Origin of the sequence: Faecalibacterium taiwanense, assembly GCF_036632915.2 — a bacterium.
Classification (GTDB): Bacteria; Bacillota; Clostridia; order Oscillospirales; family Ruminococcaceae; genus Faecalibacterium; species Faecalibacterium taiwanense.
The window spans coordinates 1012001-1033504 of the sequence record NZ_CP155552.1 but is presented as its reverse complement, the minus strand read 5'-3'; the positions used below and the strand labels follow the sequence as shown (position 1 = coordinate 1033504).

The window sequence follows — 21504 nt, the reverse complement described above, 5'->3', positions numbered from 1 at the left end:
TTACTTCCCGTATTTTTCCCGGATGCTGTCAAACAGCTCCGTCCACTGGGAGCCCTTGCGGCAGAATACCGGGATGTCGCCCATCTCTGCGGGAACGGTGTGGGTGCCCTTACCGTAGACCTTGCCGGTCCACAGGTGGACCCACGCGTCACCGGGCAGGTAGACCTCCCACTCGGTCGCTCCGCTGTGCCACACCGGAGCCACCAGCAGGTCCGAACCGTAGAGGTATTCGAACTGCTCGGTATAGCTGCGGGGGTCATCTTCGTAATGAAGGAAGAGGGGACGCATGACCGGGGTGCCCTTGGCGGCGTTTTCAGCCACCAGCGTTTTGGTGTAAGGTGCCAGCATGGTATAGATATCCACCAGCCGCGCCAGCTGCGTCATGCAATCTTCATCATCGTAATACTGGAAGTTGGTGTCCGGGCGGTTGCCCTCGTGGGTGCGCATCACCGGCATGAAGGCCGCCATCTCTGCCCAGCGGAGGAATACCTCCTTGGTGCGGCAGTTGTCGAACAGAGAGGTGTAGCCGCCGATGTCGCAGTGGTTCAGTCCGCAGCCGACCATGCCGGAGCTGAGGGCCGCGCAGATGACGGTGCACAGACCATCGTGGCGGCTGAAATCCACGCTCTGGTCACCGGCCCACAGCAGCGTGCAGTACTTCTGGCTGCCGGTGCCGCCGGCACGCATAAAGTAGACTACCTGCCCCAGCTTGCCGCTTTCGGTAACGGCATCGTAGTTGCATTTTGCCCAGAGCGCCGGCCAGTGGTTGTGCTCGATCATGGGGCTGACCCCGTTGGAAAGCACCAGATCGTCGGTAGGGAGATACTCGCCAAAGTCCGCCATCCAGCCGTCGATGCCAATGTCCAGCGTATACTTTTTGATGACCTCGTCCTTGAACCAGCGGTAGGCCTCCGGGTTGGTGAAATCCACCACGCCGCAATAGAACTCGCCAAAGTCTACCAGATAATCGGACCCGTCGGCCTTTTTGGCAAAGACGCCCCGTTTTTTGCCCTCGGCATAAAGTTCTCCGTCCTTGACGAGGTACGGGTTGATGTAGCCAAGGAACCGGATGCCCCGGGCGTGGAGCTCTTCAATGTGCCGGGGCAGATCGGGGTACATCTCCTTGTGGTAATGCCAATCCCACTGGAGGCGCTTGCCAAAGCTGGTCACCCGCTTGCCGCACCAGTCCTGACACCACAGGCCGGAGACCTTGATGCCTTTTTCCAAGCTTCTGTCCACGATGTCAAAGCTGCGCTGGCTGCCGCCCTGCGCACCAATGATCAGGCCGTTATAGACCCACTCCGGCAGCTCCGGCTGACGTCCAAGAAAAGCAGTGAGCTTTTCCAGCAGCTCCACAAAGGTGGGCGCTGCCTCGATGCGGATAAAGCCCGGCACATTCCAGCACTGCAGCTCGTGGTAGTGGAGATTGCGAAAATCGAAATCGCCGTAAGCGGTGGTATCCATGTGGAGGTAGTAGTGACGGCTGGAAACGTAGGTAGGCTCCGGGTAGTTGGTGTTGTAATAGTCACCGCCCGCGCCGCCGTTTTCCACGTTGCTGCGCCATGTCACATAGGTAGTCTTGTCGCGCCCGACGCCCGGCTCGCTGGACCACAGGGGAAATGACGGCCCCGCAGATCGAAGTAACTCATCTGCTCGCCGCAGCCGTAGACATGCTCGTCCTCGGCCGCTTCCACCCGAAGCCAGAAGCGGTTGATCTCCTCCGCCTTCTCAGTCACGGTTAGGGTGACTGCGCCGTTTTTTCGGTGACCAGCAGCTTGAGCCGGCCTTCCAGATCCAGCTCTGTCCCCTGTTGTGTCGCACGGGTCGCGGTCAGCGTCAGGGGCGGCGCTCCAACAGATGATCCTCCAGCTTGAAGTTGCCGCGGTACATCTCCACCCGCTCCTCGCCGCAACCGACATAGACCATGGGGGTATCGGCGTCGGTATGCAGCAGCACATCGCTGCCGTTTTTCAGGGTAAAGACCCGTTCTTTGCAAATGATCTCCATGGTTGCCCTTTCTCAGCCATTCGGCTCTTTAATAGTGGAGTTCCCGGTTCTCGCCCAGCAAGCCGGGATAGGCTCCCTGCTTGATGAGCGGCTCCCGCTCCGGGTGGGCGATGACCCACTTGTTGCGCTGGAGCAGCAGTCTGCTCTCCGGGTCGTCGCCCGGGGTCTTGTCCTCCAGCGGTGTGTTAGTGCCTCGGGGCAGGATGACTATGCCCTTGAAGCCTGCATCGCAGACCCGGCAGGGAGACAGGTGGAGGGTGGTCTGGTACATTTCCACCGCCGTGCCCTGCGGCACAAAGAACACCTTGGCGTTCTCGAAGCGATAGGTATTGTTCTCGATCTGCCACACATGGCCCAGGATCAGCATGAAGTCCGTGACTGCCACATTGATCTCGCTGCCCTTGTGGTACTCAAAGCCGTTCCATGTAGTGTTGCGCCCGTTGCAGTAGCCCACCTCAATGGGCATATCGCCGTAGAACTTCTTCTGCAGCCCGGTGGCTGCGGGCAGAGCTTCCATCTCCGGCACACTGGCAACATAGACATTGCCGTTTTCCGGGATGGAGGTGTTCTGCTCCATGTAGGCGATCATCTCACTGAGATCATAGCCTGTGACCACCCGACCGTAGGGGGCAAACTCCGGGTCCAGCACGCTGTACACCGGAACATCATTGACCTGATTCAGATGCTCCAACAAGTTTTCCATTCCTGTTCTCCCTTTTCAGTGGCCGCGGACCAGCTTGAAGGTCGAGCGCCAGTCGTCGCCGCCCATGCCGGCCTCCATGCCCTTGTCATAGACCTTTTTCACATTGGCCTCGCCGGGCATCTCCAGCCTGCACTCCTTTGCAAGCTCCATGCAGATACCCACGTCCTTGGCGGCATTTGCCAGAGAGAAAGCAGTGGTATAGTCCTCATCCCGCAGCTTCTGCCACTGACCATCCAGATAGAAGTTCTGCCCGCCGCCGTAGGAGATGGCTGTGGCATAATCCTCCACCGTGATGCCGTTGAGCTGTGCCAGAGACAGCGTCTCGTTGACACCGTTCTGGATCTGGGTGACCAGCGCATTGTGGCAGATTTTCATCACCAGCCCCTTGCCGTTGCCGCCCATGCGGATGATGTTCTCGCCCATGTAAGCAAGGATGGGGCGCATAGCTTCACAGGTAGCTTCGTCGCCGCCCATGTAGATGCCCAGCTTGCCGGCAATGGCGGCGGGCTTGCTCTTGACCACCGGGGCATCCATAAAGGCAGCACCTGTGGCCTTGACTATTTTGCTGATCTCTACCGAAACACTGGGGTCGATGGTGGACATATCGATGCAGGTCTTGCCCGCACACAGCACCGGAAGGATGGTCTTGTAGACGCTCATGGAATGCTCGGACTTGGGGACCATGGAGATGATGACATCGGCTTTGGTTGCCAGCTCCACGGAATCCTTGCAGGGCACCGCTCCCTTGGAAGCCAGCAGCTCCACCTTTGCGGGGACGAAATCGAAGCAGTAGACTGTGTCGTCATGCTTCTTGACAATGTTTTCGCACATGGACTCGCCCATGATGCCCAAACCAATAAAACCGATCTCCATAGCCTTTTCTCCTTTAGCTCTCCGCAATTTCCTTTGTCCCGGACTTACTCTGTCACGGTGTTGTCCCACGCATTGATGAAGGTCTCAATGCCCTGACGGGTGTAAGCGTGCTTGATCGCGTCCTGATAGACTGCCAGTCCGGTGGTGACGATGTCGGCACCTGCCACAGCGCAGTCCACGATCTGCTTGGGTGTGCGGATGGCGGCGCAGATAATCTGCGTCTTGCCGTAGAAACCGTAGTTCTTGTAGATGTCCACGATGTCCTTGATATACTGCTTGCAGTCCTCACCGTTGGCTTCCTTCCAGCCCAGGAAGGGAGAAACGAAGAGAGAACCATTCTTGGCGGGCCAGATGGCCTGTGCCGGGCTGAACACCAGCGTCACATTGGTGCGGATGCCTTCCTTCTCCAGACGGCGGGCCGCAGCCACGCCAGCCTCGGTGCAGGGGATCTTGATGACAAAGTTGCTGCAGATGGCAGAAACCTTTCTGGCAGCAGCGATCATCTCCTCGGTGTCATCCAGATGGGGGTTGATCTCCACAGAGACCGGGAATTTATCGTAGCCTTCCAGACCCTCTTCTTTGATCCAGTTGGCAATGTCGGTGATGGCAGTCAGGAAAGGCTTGCCGCTCAGCATGATGTGGCGGGGATTGGTGGTAACGCCGTCAATACCGAAGGTGTTGTAAGCAAGCTTGATCTCGTCGAGTTTTGCGCTGTCCAGAAAGTACTTCATAGTCGTTTCTCCTTCTTTGATTAAAAGTGTTGATTAATTGCGTCCCGCAATTGATTTTTTATTTTCATCAGCGGTACGTTTCTTTTTTGGTTCTTGATTTTTCGTCCGGTCAAATCCCTTCAATTGATTAATAGCGTTAATCAATTGTTGTACCTGCATTATACCGCCGTCCAAAGGAGATTGTCAATACCTTAACATCAACTTTAACCACATTATCTTCCAATGTTTACGGATTACTTTTGTGCTTATTGCACATTAGTCCATACTAACTATCCGTCTCATGCGGTTTTTTCCTCCTTTTCTGCGGAAAATCCTCCCTGCTTTGTGGTTTTCCGCACCTGCTCTGCCGCAAGCAGTTTGACAAACGGTCCCGGTGCAGCGCCAAAATCAGCCCCTTAAAACAGAGCTCGATTTTTATGCAAAGCCGGAAAAGCGGAGGAATCAAAACACCTTCTCCGCTCTTCCGATAAGCCCATCCGCTCTTGTTTTGGATTTTCTCCTCCCAGCCGCTTTTCCGGGTTGTTCAGAGCCCATGTGCACCTTGCGCCGGGCGAATACCGGAAAAACCACCCGTGCTCCTGTCGAGCTTTGTTTTGCCTGCTCGCCTTCCGGGAAGATGACCTTATTCACAAAGAAGAAGATGACCATGGAGATGCCGCTGTTGAGCACGGTGGTGCCAATGTTGTAGATGAAGTCTGGCACCAGCAGCCCAGCCACCGCCACCCAGATGCAGTTGATGGAGTTGACGATGCAGGTAATGATGCAGAACGCCAGCAGATACCAGCCCACCTGATTTGCAATGTTGCCTTTGCTGCGGAACACGAAATTGCGCTGGATAGGGAAGTTGATGCACTCACCGATGACCATGGCGATCATGTAAGCACAGAAGTAGGGCAGACCTCCGTGAGCGGCATCGTAGCCCAGAATGTTCCACTTGAAGGTCTCGCCGAAGAGGGTGATGTCAATGCCCGGCCAGCCGAAATCCACCACCGGCAGGCTTGCGAATGCCTTGGGCAGAAACTGCAGCAGCAGATATTTGAACACGGTGATGAGATTGGACACGATGACAAGCAGTCCGCCCTCACGCACCCACTTGGCAGCGGCGGGGTGCTTTGCCGCAAAGGTATTCCAAAAATTCATAGGGCAATACCGCACAATGCAAGCTAGCACTATGAAACCTCTCAAAACGCCTCCCAAATTTGAATATCGCTTTGCAAGAATGATCGTCCGTTTTCTAGCTCAACTTGAAGCGGACGGTTGTTTTTTTGCTCGCAAAAGTTCCGGGTTGGCATTCCATTGCAAACAGAACGAGCCGTCAAGCTCTCTTTTTACCAAAGTTCCCCTTGTGTTTTCTTGCAAGCTGCCGAAATCGGCGTATTCTCAAAAGTTTTTGTTGACACGGCTCGATTTTTGTGGTAATCTATCCCAACAATTTAATATAACATATTTACTTAGAGTTCCAGCCCGGCTCCCGAAGGAGTCGGAGCAAGTTTTTGACTTTCTTATCGCTACATAACGAACCCGAACCAAGGCCACCCCGGAAGGGATGGTCAGGTTCAGGTTGTTGTGTGGCGATTTTTTATTGCCAAATCCAGCACCGAACCTTGACAACCGCATGACCGTCTGCATGGGATACCCGGCGATGACCCCTCACGAGGGAGAGCCGGAAAACGCCGCCGGAAGGGGGCAGGAAATCCATGCAGAGAGAACGGCTAAACGTTGATTCTTCAGTTACCAGAAAACAATGTGGTCAAATTGACCACATTGTTTTTCTGTAACGCCAGTGAAAGGAGGGTCCTCTCCATGTATGTGACAAACGAAGAATGGGAGCAGAACAATCAGGATTATTTGAAAGAATCGTATGAGGAAACGGGTTTTACCACCGGAGGATACGCTATCCGCAAACTTATCTGCGGCGGCTGCGGTCGGGTGTTCTACACCACCATCTACACCAAGAAATACTGTCACAGCTACTGGTGCGGCAATCAGGCCAACAATCGGCGGCAGCGGGAATACCGCCAAATGCGCCGTCAAGATTTAGTCTGCCAGTGCTGCGGCGAAAAATTCACGCCCAAACGCGCAGGTGCCCGTTATTGCAGCAATGCCTGTCGGCAAAAAGACTATCGAAAACGTGTTACGGATGCTGCAAGTGCTCAAAATGAGCACTTGGTTAAGCGTAACGCATCTGCCAAATGAAACTCAATCTCCTCCCGAATGCGGGAACGGAAATTCATCAACCTGTTACGGAAAACCAAGTGGTCAAAATGAGCACATCGTTTTCCGTAACACTGCAAGGTCTGTTGAAAATCAGGTGCCGCCACCCGGCACTTGATTTTACCCGTAACGGAATCAGAGGGTCAAAATGACCCTCTGAAAAACCGGACGAGCTGTCCATTCGAGACAGCTTGCCCGAGCAGGAGTGCAGAGGACGTAGTCCTTTGCCCCAGTGATATGATGCTGTGCGTCATATCCTACTGGGTATTATCTGGCGCACCGCAGGCGGCAGATTCAGCAGCAAAGCTGCTGCGCACCCACCCCACCAAGACGTTGAAATGGAGAGATGTTTATCTGAAGCTGACACGACACAATGGACGAGCCGGAAAACACGGCACCTATAACCCCAAGCACAATGACCGCAGCTTCAACCTTGCCAACAGTGAGCACATCGACCCGGAACGAGCCAACCTATAAAGTCCCCTACGAGACCCATCCTGCCGACCGTCTGCGCCAGTGCGTTTTTGCCGGCACGACCAACCGGCAGGATTTTTGCCCCGTGACCGCACAGGCAACCGCCGCTTCATTCCTGTCCCGGTGGATGCAGAACTGGCCGAAGTCCACATTCTGGACAACGAGGAGGAATCCCGCGCCTATATCGACCAGCTCTGGGCAGAAGCCATGACCATCTACAACAGCGGAAATTATAAGCTGGCATTCAGCCCTGCCATGCAGGAAACGCTGCAAGCCCACCAGCAGGACTTCATGCAGGAGGATGCACAGGCTGGCATGATTTATGCTTTTCTGGAGGACTACACAGGGGACCGGGTGTGTTCCAAGCAGCTCTATGCGGAGGCGCTGGGCAACACCAACATCCCGGCAGAGTGGGAGACCCGTGCTATCTGCGAGATTATGAACACAGGAATTTCGCGCGGCGATATCCAAGGCTAGCAGGCGCACAAGACCGCCAAGCGTTACCCGAAGTACGGTGTCCAGAAAGGCTGGGAGCGCGTAACCAGCCCCGAAACCGGGGCTGAAAATTTCTCCGAAATAACGGATGCGGAAGCCAAGCAACTGGGCTTTCCCTTCTGATGGACAGCGGTTACACGTCTGGTTACAGATTTGGTTACGCCGCAGTTACACCGAAAAATCCGCATGACTTCTGCGTTTTCCTCTTTCTGTAACCATGTAACCTTAAAAAGATAAGAAAAAGTATAAAGCTCACCGGATGCTCTGTGTGCAGAAAAAGAGAATTTTCCTGCCCGGTTACAGGCGTTCGGTTACAAGGAATTGGAGGTCTGCCTATGAATATGAATCGGCCTGACATGACCGAAGATGTGAAATATAAAGATTATACGAATGAGTCCTTGCAAATGGACTCGACCACGACTACAATGGAGGTGGTCACTCAAACCAATGCCGTCAAGTCTCCGACTGACAGCCCGAAAACCACGAAGCTGGTGTACACGGTGGAAGAGATCGCACGAATGCTGGCCATCAGCCTGCGCTCTGCTTACAACCTGTGCAACAGCACCACCGAATTCCGTGTCCTGCGGGTAGGCGGAAGCATCCGCATCCCGAAAGACAGCTTCGATGCGTGGCTCAACCGGGCAGCTTGATAAGGAGGCAAACAGTATGGCATATATTACGAAGCGTGGCAACTCTTACAGCGTCCGCTACACCTACGAAGACGAGCACGGCAAGAGCTGCGACAAATGGGAGAGCTTTCCCACCAAAGAGGAGGCAACGAACCGAAAAAAGCAGATCGAGCATGAGCTGGCGGCCGGCACTTTTCTGATTCCGTCCTCGGTGACGGTGGCAGAGTTCCTGATGGATTGGCTGCCCAAGCAGTGCAGCAAGCACAAGTGGGCACCCAAGACCTACGAATCCAACCTTTCCACCATCCAGAATCTGATCATCCCCTATATCGGCAGCATGGAGATGCAGAAGCTCAAGCCCTACCACATGGAGAACCTCTACACGACCCTGAGCAAAACGCCCTGCGGTTCGTATATCGAGGGAAAGAAGCAGGAACTGACCGAAAAGCAGAAGCAGCGGTTCCTTTCCGGCACCACCATCCACGAGGTTCATCGGCTGCTGGGCACCGCATTCCAGTACGCTGTAGAATGGGGCATCCTTGTCAAAAGCCCTGTTCCCGTGGACAGCCCCAAGAAGTCCACACAGGAGCGTACCATCTGGACGGTAGAGGAAATGCGAGCGGCTCTGGACAGCATGGAGGATCCTATCCTGCATCTGGCAGTCCACCTCACATTGGTGGGCGCACTGCGAGAGGGCGAGATCGCAGGTCTGACCCCGGAAGATCTCGATTTTGATGCCGCAGATGGCATCGGAACGTTCCGTATCAACAAGTCCATGCAGCGGGTGCGAAAAGAAGCCCTGAATCAAGTAGATGATGGCTGCATCATCAAGGTATTCCCGGACAAGCTGGAGCGCAGTACCACTTCCCTCATCCTGAAAAGCACCAAGACCGCATCCTCCTGCCGCACCATCTTCATGACCTCTGCTCTTAAAGAGGAATTGAAGAAGTGGCTGAATCAGTTAGCGGCAGACGAATCGAAAGACCCGGAACGTTACCATGACAGTGGGATGCTGTTCCGCCTGCCCAACGGTCTGGCGGTAGAGCCGGTGCTCATCCGTAAAAAGTTCCTCAAATGGCAGGATGCACACCCGGAGTTCCCACGTATCGTGTTCCACGGTCTGCGCCATTCCAGTGCAACCTATCAGCTGATGATCTCCGGCGGCGATGTGAAGGCCGTTCAGGGCACCACAGGACACGCTACGGCAGATATGCTGGTAAACACCTACGCTCATATCCAGCAGTCCTCTCGTGTAGAACTTGGGAAAAAGTTTGAGGAAGGGTTCTATGCCAAACAGGAAAACCCCAGCCCGCAGGCTGTAAATGCCGCAGGCGAACCGACCATCTCTATGACCGCTCTGCTGGAACTTCTGAAGAACGCCGACCCTGAAGTAAAGGCACAGCTCCGTCTGGCACTGCTGACCTGATGCAAAATTTACCACGCATTTCAAAGCAATTCCAGCCCATGCAGAGGATTCCCACGAAAAAGCCGACCGTGCAAAAACCGTGCATTGACCGTGCAGACCCCGATTTTTCGGGGTTACATAACGAAAAAGAGCGTCAAATCTTACGATTCAACGCTCTTTTATTGGTGCACCTCCAGGGACTCGAACCCTGGGCCCACTGATTAAGAGTCAGTTGCTCTACCAACTGAGCTAGAGGTGCAAATATGACCCGTACCGGAATCGAACCGATGTTAAAGGCGTGAGAGGCCTCTGTCTTAACCGCTTGACCAACGGGCCATATAAAAGTCGGCGACTACCTATTTTCACGCGCCGTTTCCAGCGAACTATCTTCGGCACAAGTGAGCTTAACTTCTGTGTTCGGAATGGGAACAGGTGGAACCTCACCGTCATCGACACCGACCGATCTGACTGAACCAGTATAACATGTTTGTCGTACTTTGTCCAGTGTTTCTTAGAAGGACGTGCCTTCAAAACTGAATAATCACTGCTTACATTTTTTCGTTGACTCTTAAGAGTCTCAAGCGAATTGTGGTCAAGCCCTCGACCTATTAGTACACGCTTGCTGAATGGATCACTCCACTTACACATCGTGCCTATCAACCTTGTAGTCTTCAAGGGGTCTTACTTGTTTGAAACAATGGGATATCTTATCTTTGGGTCGGCTTCACGCTTAGATGCTTTCAGCGTTTATCCGATCCGTACATAGTTGCCCAGCTATGCTCTTGGCAGAACAACTGGTGCGCCAGAGGTACGTCCGCTCCGGTCCTCTCGTACTAGGAACAGCTCCCATCAAATATCCTGCGCCCACGACAGATAGGGACCGAACTGTCTCACGACGTTCTGAACCCAGCTCGCGTACCGCTTTAATTGGCGAACAGCCAAACCCTTGGGACCGAATACAGCCCCAGGATGCGATGAGCCGACATCGAGGTGCCAAACCTCCCCGTCGATGTGGACTCTTGGGGGAGATCAGCCTGTTATCCCCAGGGTAACTTTTATCCGTTGAGCGATGGCATTTCCACTCACATACCACCGGATCACTAACTCCAACTTTCGTTACTGCTCGACCCGTCAGTCTCGCAGTTAGGCTCGCTTCTGCGTTTGCACTCTTTTGCTTGATTTCCGTTCAAGCTGAGCGAACCTTTGAACGCCTCCGTTACTCTTTAGGAGGCGACCGCCCCAGTCAAACTGCCCACCTAACAATGTCCCCCGCCTTGATTCAAAGGCGCAGGTTAGAATTCCAATATCGCAAGGATGGTATCCCAACGGCCACTCCACAAGCGCCAAAGCACCTGCTTCCCAGTGTCCCATCTATCCTGTGCATGCAACATCGAAACCCAATATTAGGCTACAGTAAAGCTCCATGGGGTCTTTCCGTCTTGTCGCGGGTAACCGGCATCTTCACCGGTACTACAATTTCGCCGGGCGGGCTGTTGAGACAGTGCCCAAATCATTACGCCTTTCATGCGGGTCAGAACTTACCTGACAAGGAATTTCGCTACCTTAGGACCGTTATAGTTACGGCCGCCGTTCACTGGGGCTTCGATTCAATGCTTGCACATCTCCTCTTAACCTTCCAGCACCGGGCAGGCGTCAGCTCGTATACGTCATCTTTCGATTTAGCACAAACCTGTGTTTTTGGTAAACAGTTGCTTGGGCCGATTCTCTGCGGCTGCATTGCTGCAGCACCCCTTCTCCCGAAGTTACGGGGTCAATTTGCCGAGTTCCTTAACAACCCTTCTCCCGTTGGCCTTAGAATCTTCTTCCTACCTACCTGTGTCGGTTTGCGGTACGGGCACCGCAGAAATACACACAGCTTTTCTCGCCATCTTCCATCTCGGACTTCGGTACTAACTTCCCTCGATCGCTACCGGAACCAACACCCGGCTCCGAGACTTCATATGTGTCCCTGTGTTTAACTCTTTTGGTGGTGACGGAATCTCTACCGTCTGTGCATCGGCTACGCCGTTAGGCCTCACCTTAGCTCCCGACTAACCTGGAGCGGACGAACCTTCCTCCAGAAACCTGAGGCTTTCGGCCATGCAGATTCTCACTGCATTCGCGCTACTCATTCCGGCATTCTCACTTCTATACACTCCACAGCCGCTTGCGCTACTGTTTCACCGCGTATACAACGCTCCCCTACCCAGCATGTAAACATGCTGCCTAAGCTTCGGTGTCAGGTTTAGCCCCGTTAAATTCTCCGCGCAAAGACGCTCGACCAGTGAGCTATTACGCACTCTTTGAATGAGTGGCTGCTTCTGAGCCAACATCCTGGTTGTCTACGTATCTTCACATCGTTTTCCACTTAACCTGACTTTGGGACCTTAGCTGTAGATCTGGGCTGTTTCCCTTTTGACAATGACATTTATCTGACACTGTCTGACTCCCAAGCATCAATACTCTGGCATTCTGAGTTTGATAAGCTTCGCTAACCTCTCGGCCGCTAGGCTATTCAGTGCTTTACCTCCAGGTATCTAACTTGAGGCTAGTCCTAAAACTATTTCGGGGAGAACCAGCTATCTCCGGGTTCGATTGGAATTTCTCCGCTACCCACAGTTCATCCGCCGCCTTTTCAACGGAGGTCGGTTCGGTCCTCCATGGAATTTTACTTCCACTTCAACCTGACCATGGGTAGGTCACCCGGTTTCGGGCCCATTATATGCAACTTAACGCCCTTTTCAAACTCGCTTTCGCTTCGGCTCCAGACCTTAAGTCCTTAACCTTGCTGCATACAATCGCTCGCCGGACCGTTCTACAAAAAGTACCCTATCACGCTTTGACGCGCTCTAGGTGCTTGTAGGCACAGGGTTTCAGGTTCTTTTTCACTCCCCTCCCGGGGTGCTTTTCACCTTTCCTTCACAGTACTATACGCTATCGGTCACTGGGTAGTATTTAGGGTTGGAGGGTGGTCCCCCCGTATTCCGACCAGGTTTCACGTGTCTGGCCGTACTCTGGAATTCGCTCGGCTCTTGTCGTTTTCACCTACGTGGTTCTCACACTCTCTGACCGGCCTTCCCATGCCGTTCGGTTAACAACTTAAGTCCTAAATGCGCTCCGTACCCCGAAAGTATTTCTACTCTCGGTTTGCCCTCTTCCGCGTTCGCTCGCCACTACTTACGGAATCTCGTTTGATGTCTCTTCCTCGCCCTACTTAGATGTTTCAGTTCAGGCGGTTCCCTCGATATACCTATTTTGAAGTTCAGTATAACGTACCTGAGTATGAACCCAGGTGAGTTTCCTCATTCAGAGATCTCCGGATCAATGCTTATTTGCAGCTCCCCGAAGCTTATCGCAGCTTATCACGTCTTTCATCGGCTCCCAGTGCCAAGGCATTCGCCCTGCGCCCTTGTTCGCTTGACCTTTCAAACGTTCTCTTGAGAACATTTGGTATCCTCTTGATTCTCTCTTGCCAACGAAGATTATTGTTACCCTTCCTTTTGAAATTGTAATATTTCTTAAAAAAGAACTTACTATAATCTTTGTTTCGCAGTTATTATTCAGTTTTCAAGGTACGTCTTGGTGATGTTCTTCAAAGCCCGGTCTCCCAGAACTTTGAGAAACATCACATGGTGGGCCAAAATGGACTCGAACCATCGACCTCACGATTATCAGTCGTGTGCTCTAGCCAGCTGAGCTATTGGCCCATGTGGTGGAGATTAAGGGAATCGAACCCTTGACCCCCTGCTTGCAAAGCAGGTGCTCTCCCAGCTGAGCTAAACCCCCACATTAGGAATTGAGTTCCCTTTTCAGGGCCCTCAAAATCGAACAATATCTACTCTGCTTGTTTGTTACCTGTCCAAGGACTGTCCATCTTTTGATGTCCTGTCCTTGCCTGACTCCTTAGAAAGGAGGTGATCCAGCCGCAGGTTCTCCTACGGCTACCTTGTTACGACTTCACCCCAATCACCAGTTTTACCTTCGGCGGCGTCCTCCTTGCGGTTAGACTACCGACTTCGGGTCCCCCCGGCTCTCATGGTGTGACGGGCGGTGTGTACAAGGCCCGGGAACGTATTCACCGTGGCATGCTGATCCACGATTACTAGCAATTCCGACTTCGTGCAGGCGAGTTGCAGCCTGCAGTCCGAACTGGGACGTTGTTTCTGAGTTTTGCTCCACCTCGCGGTCTTGCTTCTCTTTGTTTAACGCCATTGTAGTACGTGTGTAGCCCAAGTCATAAAGGGCATGATGATTTGACGTCATCCCCACCTTCCTCCGTTTTGTCAACGGCAGTCTGGCCAGAGTCCTCTTGCGTAGTAACTGACCATAAGGGTTGCGCTCGTTGCGGGACTTAACCCAACATCTCACGACACGAGCTGACGACAACCATGCACCACCTGTCTCCTTGCTCCGAAGAGAAAACATATTTCTATGCCTGTCAAGGGATGTCAAGACTTGGTAAGGTTCTTCGCGTTGCGTCGAATTAAACCACATACTCCACTGCTTGTGCGGGCCCCCGTCAATTCCTTTGAGTTTCAACCTTGCGGTCGTACTCCCCAGGTGGATTACTTATTGTGTTAACTGCGGCACTGAAGGGGTCAATCCTCCAACACCTAGTAATCATCGTTTACGGTGTGGACTACCAGGGTATCTAATCCTGTTTGCTACCCACACTTTCGAGCCTCAGCGTCAGTTGGTGCCCAGTAGGCCGCCTTCGCCACTGGTGTTCCTCCCGATATCTATGCATTCCACCGCTACACCGGGAATTCCGCCTACCTCTGCACTACTCAAGAAAAACAGTTTTGAAAGCAGTTTATGGGTTGAGCCCATAGATTTCACTTCCAACTTGTCTTCCCGCCTGCGCTCCCTTTACACCCAGTAATTCCGGACAACGCTTGTGACCTACGTTTTACCGCGGCTGCTGGCACGTAGTTAGCCGTCACTTCCTTGTTGGGTACCGTCATTATCTTCCCCAACAACAGGAGTTTACAATCCGAAGACCTTCTTCCTCCACGCGGCGTCGCTGCATCAGGGTTTCCCCCATTGTGCAATATTCCCCACTGCTGCCTCCCGTAGGAGTCTGGGCCGTGTCTCAGTCCCAATGTGGCCGTTCAACCTCTCAGTCCGGCTACCGATCGTCGCCTTGGTGGGCCGTTACCTCACCAACTAGCTAATCGGACGCGAGGCCATCTCAAAGCGGATTACTCCTTTTCCCTCTGTGCCATGCGGCACCGTGGGCTTATGCGGTATTAGCAGTCGTTTCCAACTGTTGTCCCCCTCTTTGAGGCAGGTTCCTCACGCGTTACTCACCCGTTCGCCACTCGCTCGAGAAAGCAAGCTCTCTCTCGCTCGTTCGACTTGCATGTGTTAGGCGCGCCGCCAGCGTTCGTCCTGAGCCAGGATCAAACTCTTTATAAATGATATTTATCACTTAAAAGTGTTAAATCTTGTTCGCTCAGCACGCAATCGCTTGCGTCCTGTGTGAATTACTTTTGGAATTGTTTTTAGTGTTTTTCCAAACACTTAAAAGGTTCCTTACAAGTTTTTCGATATTGTTCAATTTTCAAGGTCCTGTGCGCCTCAGCCTTGCGGCTGAAAGCTTATTTATTTTATCACTTTCGTGATAAGTTGTCAAGCACTTTTTTGAATTATTTTTGAGTTTCTTGTCGAAGCTCATCGATTCTTCACGTTAGGACGTTCCTTCTGAAGTGTTTCATTCTGTCGGATGTCCGCCTGACAGTAATATATTTTAGCACAGCCTTTTGCAAAAAGCAAGCATTTTCTTCATATTTTTCGCAAAAATCCGGCTTTTGGCTTTTTGCCCAGTTTTTTCCTTTTAATCTGGAAAGTATGACATCTAATCTTCTAAAAGTCGGCGGCGCAGCTGCACCAGTATCTTGCGTTCCCGCCGGGAGATCTGCACCTGTGTGGTATGCAGCACCTTTGCAGTTTCACTCTGGGTCTTGTTGCCATAAAACCGCAGGCGGATCAATTGCCTGTCCTGTTCCGGCAAAGCGTGAAGCACCTCTTCCAGACTGATGCGTTCTGCCAATGCTTCTTCCGGGGATTCTACTGGAATATCCATCTGCCGGTCCTCTTCTTCATTTTCCGGGGTCAGGCTCATGGCGGGCTGTGCCGCCTGAATGGCAAGTGTGATGTTCTCTGTAGGTTCATTCAATTCTTCCGCCAGCTGAGAAAGGGTCGGCTCCGTACCGCACACTTTCATGTGATGCTCCCGTGCCGCCTGTACGCGCATCCCCAATTCTTTTAAGGAGCGGCTCACCTTGACTGTGCCGCTGTCCCGGAACAGCTTTTTGATCTCGCCTAAAATTACCGGCACTGCATAGGTAGAAAAGCATACGCCGCGGCTCTCATCAAAATTATCGCAGGCTTTTACAAGTCCCATGCATCCGGCACTGTACAGGTCATCGTACTCTATGCCCCGCCCGCGGAAGCGCCCGGCGCAGGCGTGCACCAGCCCCAGATTCTGCTCAATGAATGCGTCCCGCCGGGTCTTATCCGATACCATGCTCCTGCCTGCCTTTCCTGTTATGTATCATTCTCTCTGGGCCAGACGCTTGATGAGCAGCACCTTTGTACCCTTGCCGGGCTTTGAGATGACCTTGACCTTATCCATAAAGCTCTGCATCACCGCAAAGCCCAGCCCGGAGCGTTCCTCCGGGTTTCCGGTGGTAAACAGCGGTTCCATGGCCTGCGGGATATCCGGGATGCCGATGCCCTTATCTGCCACCGTGATGTGCACCTCCCGCCCGGGATAGACTGCAATGCTCATGGCCACCGGCCCGATGTGGTCCGGGTAGGCATGGACGATGCAGTTGGTCACCGCCTCAGACACTGCCGTTTTGATATCGGCCAGCTGCGGCACGGTGGGGTCGTACCGGGCAAGAAAGGCCGCCGCTGCGCCCCGGGCGTAGCTTTCGTTCACACTGAGGGAATCGAACTGGATCTTTGTTGTGTTTTCCGCTTTCATGGTTTATTCCTCCTTCTGTCCTGCATCCGTGCAGGGGATGCGCGCCAGCTGCAGCACCTTTGCCAGCTGGGACGGTGTGTGCTGCACCCGCAGTGCCGTGCCCAGTGTGCGGGCAATGCGCTGCCGCCCCAGGATCAGCCCTACACCGGATGAATCCATAAATCCGACCCCGCCAAAATCCAGGATCATGGTCTGCGGGGCACGGCTGACCAGTGCATCATCCAGCTGGATGCGCAGGCTTTGCGCCGCATCGTGATCGATCTCGCCCGCAAGGTAGGCATAAAGCACATCGCCCGCCGGGCTGAAGCTTACCGTTGCCATGGTTTGTCCATCTCCTTTGCCAAAAATAAAAAGATCCCGTACACATGGTTTCAGTGTACGGGATCTTTCGTTTATTTTTTAGGGAAGCGTGTCGGCTCAGCTGTTCACCAGCAGTTCGGCCGCTTCCAGCGCGGCAGCTTCACCGCCGCAGACCAGCAGGCCGCGGCGGGTGTTGGCATGAGCCAACTCCACAGCTTCGGCAATGCTGGTGCACATCTCGGCATCAAAATGATACTTTGCCTTTTCGGTCAAACGGGCCGTCATCTCGTCATCGCCGCCTGCCGGGGTGACAAGATACACCTTATCAAAGGGGTTCTCACTCATGCCGGGCATGGTGGACTTATCCTTTTTCTGCTCTTCAGGGGTCAGGCCGGTCTCCAGTGCGGAGAAGAACGCTTCGGCTCCCTCCTCCTCTGCCAGACCGATGATGGCGCTCATATGGCGCACCTTGGCCATGTTGAGCACACGCAGCAAGGCCGCTGCCTGCTGCGGGGTGCGGCAGGCATCCAGAATGATGAGTGGGCGCTGCGAGATGACCCGGATGCTGCTGCGGTTCTCCACCGCAGCCAGACCTTCCAGAATGGCATCGTCGGTAATATCAAAGCCCTTGCGGCACAGCGCCAGCGAAAGCTCCACAGCCATGGCAGCGCTGCCCGCCGCATGACGGCCCAGAAAAGCCAGCGGCACGGTATATCCGCCGTAGTCCACCTTGCTGGCAAACTTTTCTGCCTCCAGAAAGGTGATATCCTCCGGGTCCGGCACCACCAGCTCACAGCCGCACTTGCCTGCGGCCACGATCAGCTCGCTGAGCACAGACTTGGGCTGCTCCGGCGCGGTGACGCAGATGCTTTCCTTGCGCATGACACCTGCTGCCAAAGCCGCAAGGCGCTCCACCGAGCGGCTCACACCGTCCGGGCCGACCGACGTGACGGCGCACACCGGCATGCCGGGCAGTGCTTCCGCAAGGCCCGCATCCGGCAGTTCCACCACGGCCAGCGTGCAGCCCGCTGCGCCAAAGCAGTTGGCCGCAGCGGCCAGCTCCGCTGCATCCTGCGGCAGGGCTTCGGCTGCGGAAAGGGTATCCGCAGTCAGAGCCAGCAGGCCCTCGTCCACCGGGGCATCATCGATGCAGATGCGCTCCGACAGCGGGCGGCACCCGGCATGGTACAGGCCGGCATGGATCCCCTGTGCGTGCAGGATGGCCGCCAGCAGGCGGGCCGTCACGGTCTTGCCTGCCGTGCCTGCCACGCCCACGAACTGCACCTTCTGCACCGGCGCGGTGAACGCGGCGCGCAGCTGTTCGGTGGAGGCAAAACCGTCCGGCAGGGCGGCAAAATACTGATTTGCCTGTTCGATGGTCATTGGTTACTCCTTATTACGATGGTTGAACAACAATCTGCACAGCGCCATGAGCACCAGCGCCGTAAGGATGCCCGCCAGAACACCGGCTGAATCCAGCCACACATCGGTGACCTGACTGCTGCGTCCGGGCGAAAAGATCTGGATGGTCTCATCGGTCAGCGCAGTGAGCACGCCGCCCAGCATGGGCACGCTGATGTGCCAGATATACTGCCGGGTATACACCCGCATACACAGCATGAGCAGAAAGCCCTCCAGCATATACTCGCAGAAGTGTGCCAGCTTGCGCACGATGTGGTCGGTCAGGCGCTGGGCAAGGGCCGGATGGCCCAGACGGCGCAGAGCCGCCTGCAGCAGAGTGAGCACCCGGCTGCTGGACACAGTAGACACCGAGGCGATCTTCATGGAATTGGAAAAGATGAACGCGATGCAGCCGATGAGAGCAAGGGTAAAGATCACCCGCCCTGCGGTCACCCACGGCGAAGTGCGCTGTGCGCTGCTGTTATATTCCCCGCTCAAATCAGCCCAGAGCCTTGATGCTCTGCTCGATGTTGGCCAGCTTATCCTGGCTCTTGGCGTACTTATTGCGGATATCCTCCACCAGTGCCGCCGGGGCGCGCTCCACGAACTTGGGGTTGTTCAGCTGGTTCGCGAACATGGCCATTTCCTTTTCGGCCTTGGCCTTTTCCTTGTTCAGGCGGGCCAGTTCCTTGTCGCGGTCGATCAGCTCCATCATGGGGATGAAGCCGCGGGCGGCGTGGGTGGACACCTGCGCCATGCCGTCGGTGCTGCCCTCGTACTTCTCGGTAAAGGTCACGTCGGTGGCAAAGGCGAACTTTGCCAGATAGACCTGTGCCTTCTGGAAGGGTGCTGCGTCGGCGGTCTCGATGATCATGCTGGTCTTTTTGGCGGGGTGGACATTCATCTCGGTGCGCATGGTACGCACGGCCTTGATGTAGTCCATGACCTTTTCAAAAGCTTCCTCTTCGTCGGCCCAGTTGTGAGCTTCGTCAAAGGTGGGCCAGCTCTGGGTCATGATGGTCTCGGCAGAGCCGGGCAGAGCCTGATACAGCTCCTCGGTGATGAAGGGCATGAAGGGATGCAGCAGCTTGAGGGCCTTGTCCAGCACATACACCAGCACACGGCGGGCGGTGTCGGCCTGCTCGGCATCGCCGGAGTTCAGGCGGGGCTTTGCAATCTCGATGAACCAGTCACAGTAGACATCCCAGATAAAGCTGTTGATCTTGGCGGCGGCCAGACCCATCTCGTAGTGGTCGAGGTTGTCGGTCATGGCACCGGCCACCTGATTCAGCTTGGTGAGCACCCACTTGTCGCTCATGTCCAGCTTGTCCTCACTGGGCAGACCCGGGGTAAAGTCCTCGGGCAGGTTCATCAGCACAAAGCGGGTAGCATTCCACAGCTTATTGGCAAAGTTGCGGGCAGCCTCCACCTTCTTTTCGATATAACGCATGTCGTTGCCCGGGGTGGAGCCATCCACCAGCATAAAGCGCAGGGCATCTGCACCGTACTGGGCAATGACTTCCAGCGGGTCGATGCCGTTGCCCAGACTCTTGGACATCTTGCGGCCCTGACTGTCGCGCACGATACCGTGGATGCAGACAGTGCTGAAGGGTGCCTTGCCGGTGTAGGCCAGACCGGAGAAGATCATGCGGCTGACCCAGAAGCCGATGATGTCGTAGCCGGTAACGAGGGTGTTGGTGGGGTAGAAATACTTGAGGTCTTCGCTCTCTTCATTGGGCCAGCCCAGCGTGCTGAAGGGCCACAGAGCGGAGGAGAACCAGGTATCCAGCGTATCGGGGTCCTGGGTCAGCTTTGCGCTGCCGCACTTGGGGCAGGCGCAGGGAGCGGACTTTGCCACCACGGTCTCGCCGCAGTCGTCGCAGTACCATGCCGGGATCTGATGGCCCCACCACAGCTGACGGCTGATGCACCAGTCGCGGGTGTTCTTCATCCAGTTCATATAGTTCTTGGTGAAGCGCTCGGGCACGAACTTGATCTCGCCCTTTTCCACGCTTTCGATGGCGGGCTTTGCCAGCGGCTCCATCTTGACGAACCACTGCTTGGACACCATCGGCTCGATGGTGGAGTGGCAGCGGTAGCAGGTGCCCACCTCGTGCTTGAGGGGCTCGATCTCCTTCAGGAAGCCGCCTGCTTCCAGATCGGCCAGAATGGCCTTGCGGGCCTCGAGGGTGGTCATGCCGGCGTACTTGCCGCAGTCCAGCACCTCCGGCTCATTGATGGCGTTCTTGCCGGCGGCGAACAGGGCATCGGCAGCAGCCTTGTCGGCAGCACCGGTCATGTGGCCGTCGTAGGTGAACACACGCACGATGGGCAGGCCGTGGCGCAGACCCACTTCAAAGTCGTTGGGGTCGTGGGCGGGGGTGATCTTGACCACACCGGTGCCCTTGGTCATGTCGGCGTGCTCGTCGCACACAATGGGGATCTCCTTGTTCAGCAGGGGCAGCACCACATGGCAGCCGTGCAGATGGGCATAGCGGGGGTCATCGCCGTTGATGGCAACAGCGGTATCGCCCAGCATGGTCTCGGGACGGGTAGTAGCCAGCTCCAGCATCTCGCCGGTCTCCTTGACCGGGTACAGCAGGTGCCAGAAGCTGCCGTCCTTCTCCTCGTACTCCACCTCGGCATCAGAAATGGAGGTGTTGCAGTGGGGGCACCAGTTGACCATGCGGTTGCCGCGGTAGATCAGGCCCTTGTCGTACAGGCGCACGAACACTTCTTTGACAGCCTCGGAGCAGCCCTCGTCCATAGTAAAGCGCTCACGATCCCAGTCGCAGCTGCTGCCCAGCTTCTTCAGCTGGCTGACGATGCGGTTGCCGTACTTGGTCTTCCATGCCCATGCACGGTCCAGAAAACCATCGCGGCCCACCATCTCCTTGGTCAGGCCCTCGGCACGCATGGCCTCCACCACCTTGGCTTCGGTAGCGATGGATGCATGGTCGGTACCGGGCACCCACAGGGCAGCATAGCCCTGCATCCGCTTGGTGCGGATGAGGATGTCCTGCATGGTGTTATCCACCGCATGGCCCATGTGCAGCTGACCGGTGACGTTCGGGGGCGGCATGACGATGGTGTAGGGTTTCTTGTCGGGGTCTGCCTTCGTGTGGAAGTAGCCGCCGTCCAGCCAGAACTGGTAGATGCGGTCTTCCACCTGGCTGGGATCGTACTGTTTTGCAAGTTCTTTCATAGGGTCCTCCCAGTAAAAAATGATGAAGTGGGACGAAAAAAGCCGTCCCACGGAACGTTCCATGGGACGGCTGTAA

At 55.0% G+C, this 21504-nt stretch carries 16 protein-coding genes, 4 tRNA genes, 3 rRNA genes, 1 pseudogene and 1 other annotated feature (1 of these 25 running past the window's edge); of the genes and pseudogenes, 5 read left to right on the top strand and 19 right to left on the bottom strand.

All coding sequences use genetic code 11. From position 1 onward, the window contains the following. The 6 genes from PXT33_RS05165 to PXT33_RS05140 form a co-directional block, all read right to left on the bottom strand. Positions 1 to 1569, bottom strand: coding sequence for an alpha-glucosidase (locus tag PXT33_RS05165; protein ID WP_347070497.1), 1569 nt, complete (start codon positions 1567 to 1569; stop codon positions 1 to 3). A gap of 267 nt (positions 1570 to 1836) precedes the next feature. Next, complete coding sequence (locus PXT33_RS05160) at positions 1837 to 2007, bottom strand: hypothetical protein (protein ID WP_347070496.1); 171 nt, start codon at positions 2005 to 2007, stop codon at positions 1837 to 1839. Between the two features lie 28 nt (positions 2008 to 2035). After that, entirely contained in the window at positions 2036 to 2710 is a 675-nt protein-coding gene (locus PXT33_RS05155) for a DUF4867 family protein (protein ID WP_333490524.1), read from the bottom strand. 15 nt (positions 2711 to 2725) lie between these two features. Then, complete coding sequence (locus PXT33_RS05150; protein WP_332376029.1) at positions 2726 to 3583, bottom strand: NAD(P)-dependent oxidoreductase; 858 nt, start codon at positions 3581 to 3583, stop codon at positions 2726 to 2728. 44 nt (positions 3584 to 3627) lie between these two features. After that, positions 3628 to 4314 carry a transaldolase family protein gene (locus PXT33_RS05145; RefSeq protein ID WP_270195137.1) on the bottom strand — a complete coding sequence of 229 codons (687 nt, stop codon included), beginning with the start codon at positions 4312 to 4314 and terminating at the stop codon, positions 3628 to 3630. Positions 4315 to 4755: 441 nt separating this feature from the next. Then, positions 4756 to 5454, bottom strand: coding sequence for a GtrA family protein (locus tag PXT33_RS05140; RefSeq protein ID WP_333490523.1), 699 nt, complete (start codon positions 5452 to 5454; stop codon positions 4756 to 4758). A 663-nt stretch (positions 5455 to 6117) separates the two neighbouring features. Between PXT33_RS05140 and PXT33_RS05135 the strand changes: the two genes are divergently transcribed. The 5 genes and pseudogenes from PXT33_RS05135 to xerC all read left to right on the top strand — a co-directional run bounded on the left by PXT33_RS05135 (position 6118) and on the right by xerC (position 9552). After that, positions 6118 to 6510: a hypothetical protein gene (locus PXT33_RS05135; RefSeq protein ID WP_332376028.1), complete on the top strand. Its 393-nt coding sequence runs from the start codon at positions 6118 to 6120 to the stop codon at positions 6508 to 6510. Between the two features lie 255 nt (positions 6511 to 6765). Further along, positions 6766 to 7005: a hypothetical protein gene (locus PXT33_RS05130; protein ID WP_347070495.1), complete on the top strand. Its 240-nt coding sequence runs from the start codon at positions 6766 to 6768 to the stop codon at positions 7003 to 7005. Beyond that, positions 6944 to 7479, top strand: a pseudogene (locus PXT33_RS05125) (VapE domain-containing protein). The gene PXT33_RS05130 and the pseudogene PXT33_RS05125 overlap by 62 nt, the downstream one beginning before the upstream one ends. A gap of 353 nt (positions 7480 to 7832) precedes the next feature. After that, entirely contained in the window at positions 7833 to 8147 is a 315-nt protein-coding gene (locus PXT33_RS05120) for a helix-turn-helix domain-containing protein (protein WP_332376027.1), read from the top strand. Positions 8148 to 8163: 16 nt separating this feature from the next. Next, the gene (gene xerC / locus PXT33_RS05115; RefSeq protein WP_332376026.1) at positions 8164 to 9552 is read left to right on the top strand and encodes a tyrosine-type recombinase/integrase; all 1389 of its coding nucleotides are present in this window, start codon (positions 8164 to 8166) and stop codon (positions 9550 to 9552) included. A 162-nt stretch (positions 9553 to 9714) separates the two neighbouring features. On the opposite strand, the gene PXT33_RS05110 is transcribed toward xerC, so the two are convergent. The 13 genes from PXT33_RS05110 to PXT33_RS05050 form a co-directional block, all read right to left on the bottom strand. After that, a tRNA-Lys gene (locus PXT33_RS05110) sits at positions 9715 to 9790 on the bottom strand. Positions 9791 to 9795: 5 nt separating this feature from the next. After that, positions 9796 to 9867: transfer RNA gene (locus tag PXT33_RS05105), tRNA-Glu, on the bottom strand. A 7-nt stretch (positions 9868 to 9874) separates the two neighbouring features. Continuing rightward, positions 9875 to 9991, bottom strand: a 5S ribosomal RNA gene (gene rrf / locus PXT33_RS05100). A gap of 128 nt (positions 9992 to 10119) precedes the next feature. Beyond that, positions 10120 to 12954, bottom strand: a 23S ribosomal RNA gene (locus tag PXT33_RS05095). Positions 12955 to 13161: 207 nt separating this feature from the next. After that, positions 13162 to 13238 (bottom strand) — tRNA-Ile (locus PXT33_RS05090). A 3-nt stretch (positions 13239 to 13241) separates the two neighbouring features. Beyond that, positions 13242 to 13317, bottom strand: a tRNA-Ala gene (locus PXT33_RS05085). A gap of 121 nt (positions 13318 to 13438) precedes the next feature. Further along, a 16S ribosomal RNA gene (locus PXT33_RS05080) occupies positions 13439 to 14949 on the bottom strand. The 16S, 23S and 5S rRNA genes sit together here with 4 tRNA genes alongside, the layout of an rRNA operon. Before the next feature lie 439 nt (positions 14950 to 15388). After that, positions 15389 to 16060 carry a sigma-70 family RNA polymerase sigma factor gene (locus tag PXT33_RS05075; RefSeq protein WP_097776626.1) on the bottom strand — a complete coding sequence of 224 codons (672 nt, stop codon included), beginning with the start codon at positions 16058 to 16060 and terminating at the stop codon, positions 15389 to 15391. Positions 16061 to 16087: 27 nt separating this feature from the next. Continuing rightward, positions 16088 to 16522: an anti-sigma F factor gene (gene spoIIAB / locus PXT33_RS05070; protein WP_005945484.1), complete on the bottom strand. Its 435-nt coding sequence runs from the start codon at positions 16520 to 16522 to the stop codon at positions 16088 to 16090. Positions 16523 to 16525: 3 nt separating this feature from the next. After that, positions 16526 to 16843: an STAS domain-containing protein gene (locus tag PXT33_RS05065; protein WP_097773870.1), complete on the bottom strand. Its 318-nt coding sequence runs from the start codon at positions 16841 to 16843 to the stop codon at positions 16526 to 16528. 96 nt (positions 16844 to 16939) lie between these two features. Then, on the bottom strand, positions 16940 to 18205 hold the full coding sequence (locus PXT33_RS05060; RefSeq protein ID WP_097773871.1) for a folylpolyglutamate synthase: 1266 nt from the start codon (positions 18203 to 18205) through the stop codon (positions 16940 to 16942). A 3-nt stretch (positions 18206 to 18208) separates the two neighbouring features. Continuing rightward, positions 18209 to 18721: a VanZ family protein gene (locus tag PXT33_RS05055; RefSeq protein WP_101956512.1), complete on the bottom strand. Its 513-nt coding sequence runs from the start codon at positions 18719 to 18721 to the stop codon at positions 18209 to 18211. Position 18722: 1 nt separating this feature from the next. Then, positions 18723 to 21428: a valine--tRNA ligase gene (locus PXT33_RS05050; RefSeq protein ID WP_332376025.1), complete on the bottom strand. Its 2706-nt coding sequence runs from the start codon at positions 21426 to 21428 to the stop codon at positions 18723 to 18725. A 59-nt stretch (positions 21429 to 21487) separates the two neighbouring features. Beyond that, positions 21488 to 21504: a binding site (T-box leader), on the bottom strand; it runs 205 nt beyond the window's last position.

Bases quoted from the DNA above. Each gene is read 5' to 3' on its own strand.
- PXT33_RS05130 (WP_347070495.1), top strand. From the start codon at position 6,766: ATGATGCTGTGCGTCATATCCTACTGGGTATTATCTGGCGCACCGCAG.
- PXT33_RS05050 (WP_332376025.1), bottom strand. From the start codon at position 21,428: ATGAAAGAACTTGCAAAACAGTACGATCCCAGCCAGGTGGAAGACCGC.
- PXT33_RS05135 (WP_332376028.1), top strand. From the start codon at position 6,118: ATGTATGTGACAAACGAAGAATGGGAGCAGAACAATCAGGATTATTTG.
- PXT33_RS05140 (WP_333490523.1), bottom strand. From the start codon at position 5,454: ATGAATTTTTGGAATACCTTTGCGGCAAAGCACCCCGCCGCTGCCAAG.
- PXT33_RS05120 (WP_332376027.1), top strand. From the start codon at position 7,833: ATGAATATGAATCGGCCTGACATGACCGAAGATGTGAAATATAAAGAT.
- PXT33_RS05150 (WP_332376029.1), bottom strand. From the start codon at position 3,583: ATGGAGATCGGTTTTATTGGTTTGGGCATCATGGGCGAGTCCATGTGC.
- PXT33_RS05155 (WP_333490524.1), bottom strand. From the start codon at position 2,710: ATGGAAAACTTGTTGGAGCATCTGAATCAGGTCAATGATGTTCCGGTG.
- PXT33_RS05145 (WP_270195137.1), bottom strand. From the start codon at position 4,314: ATGAAGTACTTTCTGGACAGCGCAAAACTCGACGAGATCAAGCTTGCT.
- xerC (WP_332376026.1), top strand. From the start codon at position 8,164: ATGGCATATATTACGAAGCGTGGCAACTCTTACAGCGTCCGCTACACC.
- spoIIAB (WP_005945484.1), bottom strand. From the start codon at position 16,522: ATGAAAGCGGAAAACACAACAAAGATCCAGTTCGATTCCCTCAGTGTG.
- PXT33_RS05060 (WP_097773871.1), bottom strand. From the start codon at position 18,205: ATGACCATCGAACAGGCAAATCAGTATTTTGCCGCCCTGCCGGACGGT.
- PXT33_RS05065 (WP_097773870.1), bottom strand. From the start codon at position 16,843: ATGGCAACGGTAAGCTTCAGCCCGGCGGGCGATGTGCTTTATGCCTAC.
- PXT33_RS05075 (WP_097776626.1), bottom strand. From the start codon at position 16,060: ATGGTATCGGATAAGACCCGGCGGGACGCATTCATTGAGCAGAATCTG.
- PXT33_RS05160 (WP_347070496.1), bottom strand. From the start codon at position 2,007: ATGGAGATCATTTGCAAAGAACGGGTCTTTACCCTGAAAAACGGCAGC.